We start from the raw sequence: 4,344 nt of genomic DNA on the forward strand, positions 1-4,344 counted from the left end.
CCCGACGACGTCGTGGCCGGCGCCGCCCGGGTGCTCGAGCGGCGCGGCTACCGGGTGGCGGTGCGGGACGCGGGCTCGGCCGCCCCGTCGGTGGCCGCGGAGCGGGGCATGTGGAAGGAGGTCGGCAACGTCGTCTTCCACCTGGCCCTGCTGGGGGTGCTCGTGTCCGTGGCCGTGGGGTCCCTGTTCGGTTACAAGGGCCAGCGCGTGGTGGTGGAGGGGGAGTCCTTCGTGAACACGCTGATCGGCTACGACTCCTTCACCCCCGGCACGAACTTCGACGCCGACCGGCTCGATCCCTTCTCCCTGCGCCTCGACAGCTTCGACGCCGAGTTCAACCGGGACACGACCGATCCGCGCAACTACGGAGCCCCGCTGGACTTCACGGCCGAGGTCACGGTCCGGGACGAGCCCGGGGCCGAGCCCCGGCAGGAGGTCCTGAAGGTCAATCAGCCGCTCAACGTGGACGGCGTGAAGAGCTACCTGGTGGGCAACGGCTACGCCCCGGTGGTCCGGGTGACGGACGGCAACGGCGACGTCGCCTTCGAGGGACCTGTGGTCACGATCCCGTCGGACGGCGTCTACACCTCCTCGATGGTGCTCAAGGTCCCCGACGCCGGCCCCGACCAGCTGGGCTTCGTGGGTCTGCTCCTGCCCACCGCCGTGGGGGGCGAGGGCGAGATGCCGCGCTCCGTGGACCCCGGGCTGGCGAACCCTCGGCTGATCCTCTCCGCCTACCACGGGGACCTCGGCCTGGACTCGGGGTCCCCGCAGAACGTGTACGTCCTGGACGCGGAGGGGCTCACCGAGCTCAATGCCATGAACAACGAGAACGGCGCCATCACGCTGGACGCGACGAACACCCGGTACGAGCTGCCGGAGGGCAAGGGCGCCATCGAGTTCCTCGGCGTGAAGCGCTACGTGGGCCTGGACATCCACTACGACCCCGGCAAGACGGGCGCGTTGGTCTCCTTCGTCGCGGCGTTCACCGGCCTGCTCATGTCCATGTTCATCGCGCGCCGCCGGGTGTGGGTGCGGGCCACGCAGGGGGTCGACGCGGCCGGCCGGCCGTGCACCGTCCTGGAGCACGGGCTCCTGGCGCGGGGCGAGGACCCGAGGCTCGAGGCGGAGGCCGACCGGCTGAGCGAGCTGTGGGCCGAGCAGTGGAGCACCGCGGAGGAGGCCGGGACCTCGGTCCCGGCCGAGGAGTCCGTGACGGCCGGCGCGCACGTGGACCGGACGAGCCGACCCGGGGCCCGGAACACGGCACAGAGCCCGACCGACAACGAGTGAGAGGATGGGCGGCATGACCGTCAACGAGACCCTGGGCGCCTGGAGCGAGCTGTTCATGCTCCTGGCCGCCATGACCTACCTGGTCAGCTTCGTCGCCTTCGCGTGGGACATGGCGTCCGCCTCGCGGTCCCTGGCAGGGGCGGCGCGGGACCGCGACGAGGAGCTCGTGGGCGCAGTGTCCGGGTCGCCGGTGTCCGGGTCGGCAGTGTCCGGCTCGGCCGCCTCCGACGTGTCCGCGGACGGGCCCGGCGGGCCCCCCTCCGGCCGCGGCGGCCGTGCCGCAGAGCGGGCGGTGCTGGCCGGCGAGGTCGCGGACGCACGCATGCGCTACACCGGGGCCCGCAGGCCCGCGGCCCGGGTGGCCGTGGCCGTCATGGCCCTTGCGGCAGCGGTGCACCTCGCCGCCGTGCTGGCCCGCGCGTTCGCTGCCGGCCGCGTTCCCTGGGGCAACATGTACGAGTTCTGCACCACAGGAGCCCTGGTCGTGGCCGGAGTGTATCTGGTCGCCCTGCTGGTCCGGGACCTCCGCTTCGTGGGCACCCTCGTCACCGGTCTCGTGGTGATCATGCTGTGCGCGGCCACCATCGGCTTTCCCACCCCGGTGGGCCCGCTGCAGCCCGCGCTGCAGTCCTGGTGGCTGGTCATCCACGTCTCCATCGCCGTTGCGGCCTCGGGCGTGTTCACCATCACGTTCGCCATGGCCGTCCTCCAGCTGCTGCAGGCCCGCCGGGAGCGGGCGCTGCTGGCCGGCGAGCGGCCGGGCATGGCGTTCCTCCGTACCGTCCCCTCCGCCCAGGCCCTCGAGAACCTGTCCTTCCGGCTCAACGCCGTGGGCTTCGCCTTCTGGACCTTCACCCTCGCCGCAGGCGCCATCTGGGCCGAGCAGGCCTGGGGCCGTTACTGGGGCTGGGACACCAAGGAGGTCTGGACCTTCGTGATCTGGGTGGTCTACGCCGCCTACATGCACGCCCGCGCCACCCGCGGGTGGACCGGGACCCGGTCGGCCTGGCTGTCGATCGTGGGCTACCTCTGCGTCATCTTCAACTTCGCGGTCGTCAACACGGTCTTCCCGGGCCTGCACTCCTACTCGGGGCTCTGACCCCGGTCCAGGGGTACGTCGGTCCTGGGGCGGCGCAGTGCTGAACGCCGCGCTTCCAGGGACGCGGGGAGCATGGTGTGAGAAGCGGCGGACGACGCGGGCGTGCCGCCTCGCACGGAGGGGCCTCGCCCCTCCGCCGGCGGCCCGCTCGGTCGGTGACGTGCCGGTCGGTGACGTGCCGGTCGGTGACGTGCCGGTCGGTGACGTGCCGGTCGGTGACGTGCCGGTCGTGTCCGGCCGCAGCGGGGATCGCGGATCAGAAGGGTGGTGGGTCGTCGGGCAGGGGTGGCGGTCCCGGGTCGCGCCGGTCCAGGGGTCCGGGATCACTCCGCGGCGGCGGTGCCGAGCCTGCCGAGGGTTCACCGTCGGGCGGTCCCTCGATCAGCGGATCCGCGATCCGCAGGGGCGTGAGCACGGGGTGGTGGTATTGGCGGGGGTAGGTCACGTGCATCCGCCCGGCCGGTGAGGTCCACTCCAGTACGCCCTCCGGGCACCGGGGGTCCCGCCGGTCGCGGTGGCTGACCGTCCAGGGGCCCAGCGGCCCGTGTCGGTGCTTGAGCAGGTGGTGGTGGCGGCACAGGTGCGCCAGGTTGCCCGCCGCGGTCGCCCCTCCCTGGGCCCACGCGACCGTGTGGTCGAGGTCGCAGCGTTCGGCGCTGCGGCGGCAGCCGGGGAACCGGCAGGTTTCGTCCCGGTGGCGCAGCCGGCGCTTGAGGTCGGCCGGGACCGCGTAGGTGGCCCGGTCGTACTCCAGGACCGTGCCGGTCACCGGGTCGGTCAGCACCCGGGACCAGGAGGGGGCGGCCACCGCGATCCGGGCGGCCAGCTCCAGCGGGATCGGGCCGTACCCGGCCAGCTCCGCGCACCCTCCGGCGGCGGGCAGCCCCGCCGGGGGCGCCCCGGGCCCGGTGGTGTGGGCGAGCAGGGCCAGGGCCGGGACGGTGACGGCGACCTGGCCGCGGATCCCCCGCAGGTCGGCGGGCCACTGGGGCGGCTCTCCCGTCAGCAGCAGGTCCGCCAGCACGTCCGCCTGCACCTGGGCGCAGGTGCGCCGATCACGCTCACTGCCGCCCGGGCCGCGGTCCGGGTCGGTCCCCGGCAGGCACCCTGCCGGGCCCGGGGTGCCGGCGGGGCCGGCACGCCGGGCCAGGGAGGCCAGCCGGTCGCGGGCGGCGTAGGCGGTGGCGGCGTCCAGCAGCGCGCACACCCTCGCCATCCCGTTCTCGCCCGGTTCCACCCACACCCGCCGATCGGCCAGGGCCTGGCGGTGACGCTGTTCCTCGGTGTTCCGCAGCAGCTCCTCCCGCCGCCGCCGGGCCAGCGCGCGCAGCTGGGCGGCCGTGCTCTGGGGGGCTGCGCGCAGCAGGTCCTCGGCCAGCTGCCGCACCGCCTCCACCGGGGGCCGCGGCTCCGGCGGAGGGCGCAGCTCGCTGCCCAGCAGCTCGATCCACGTCTCCACGACGACCTCGGCCTGCTTGCCCCCGATCACCCCGTCCTCCAGGGCGGTGAGCACCTCGGGCAGGGACCCGGCCAGGCCGATGGCCTGCTCCACGCGGCGCACCGCCGTGACCGCCGGCAGGCGCAGCACCGGGCCGATCTCCGCGGCCACCTCCAGCAGGCTGCGGCTCTCCAGCAGCTGCCGACCGCACCGCCGGGAACGTGCGTTCAGCCAGCGCACCAGCACCGCCCGCCGCTGCTCGTGGGCCTCCTCCTGGAGCCGCCACATCCGGTGGATCCCCCGCAGCTGCCGTCCCGCCGCGGCCGCCTCCGCCCGGGCATCACCGGCCAGCTCTCCCACCGCCCGGGCGTAGTCCCGCTCCAGGGCGTCCAGGTCCGTGTCCTCCCGCAGCATCTCCTCCAGGGACCGCGGATCCTCCGGGAACCTCGGATCACCCGGGAACGGCGGATCGTCCGGGAACCACGGATCATCGGGCCAGGTGGTCATGACTCCA

The 4,344-nt window shown here is 74.2% G+C and carries 3 protein-coding genes; 2 read left to right on the plus strand and 1 reads right to left on the minus strand.

The genetic code is table 11. From position 1 onward, the window contains the following. Both resB and ccsB read left to right on the plus strand, forming a co-directional pair. The coding region (resB, locus tag ACH9EU_RS07090) for a cytochrome c biogenesis protein ResB (protein ID WP_396413238.1) at positions 1 to 1,293 on the plus strand (1,293 nt) is incomplete at its 5' end. Positions 1,294 to 1,306: 13 nt separating this feature from the next. Beyond that, positions 1,307 to 2,392 (plus strand): c-type cytochrome biogenesis protein CcsB, encoded by a 1,086-nt coding sequence (gene ccsB / locus ACH9EU_RS07095; protein ID WP_396413239.1) that lies wholly within the window; start codon positions 1,307 to 1,309, stop codon positions 2,390 to 2,392. A 256-nt stretch (positions 2,393 to 2,648) separates the two neighbouring features. Here ccsB and ACH9EU_RS07100 read toward each other — a convergent pair. Then, positions 2,649 to 4,344, minus strand: a 1,696-nt coding sequence (locus tag ACH9EU_RS07100; RefSeq protein WP_396413240.1) for an HNH endonuclease signature motif containing protein, incomplete at its 5' end; no start/stop codon positions are given.

The organism is Kocuria rhizosphaerae (genome assembly GCF_044462265.1).
Lineage (GTDB): Bacteria > Actinomycetota > Actinomycetes > Actinomycetales > Micrococcaceae > Kocuria > Kocuria rhizosphaerae.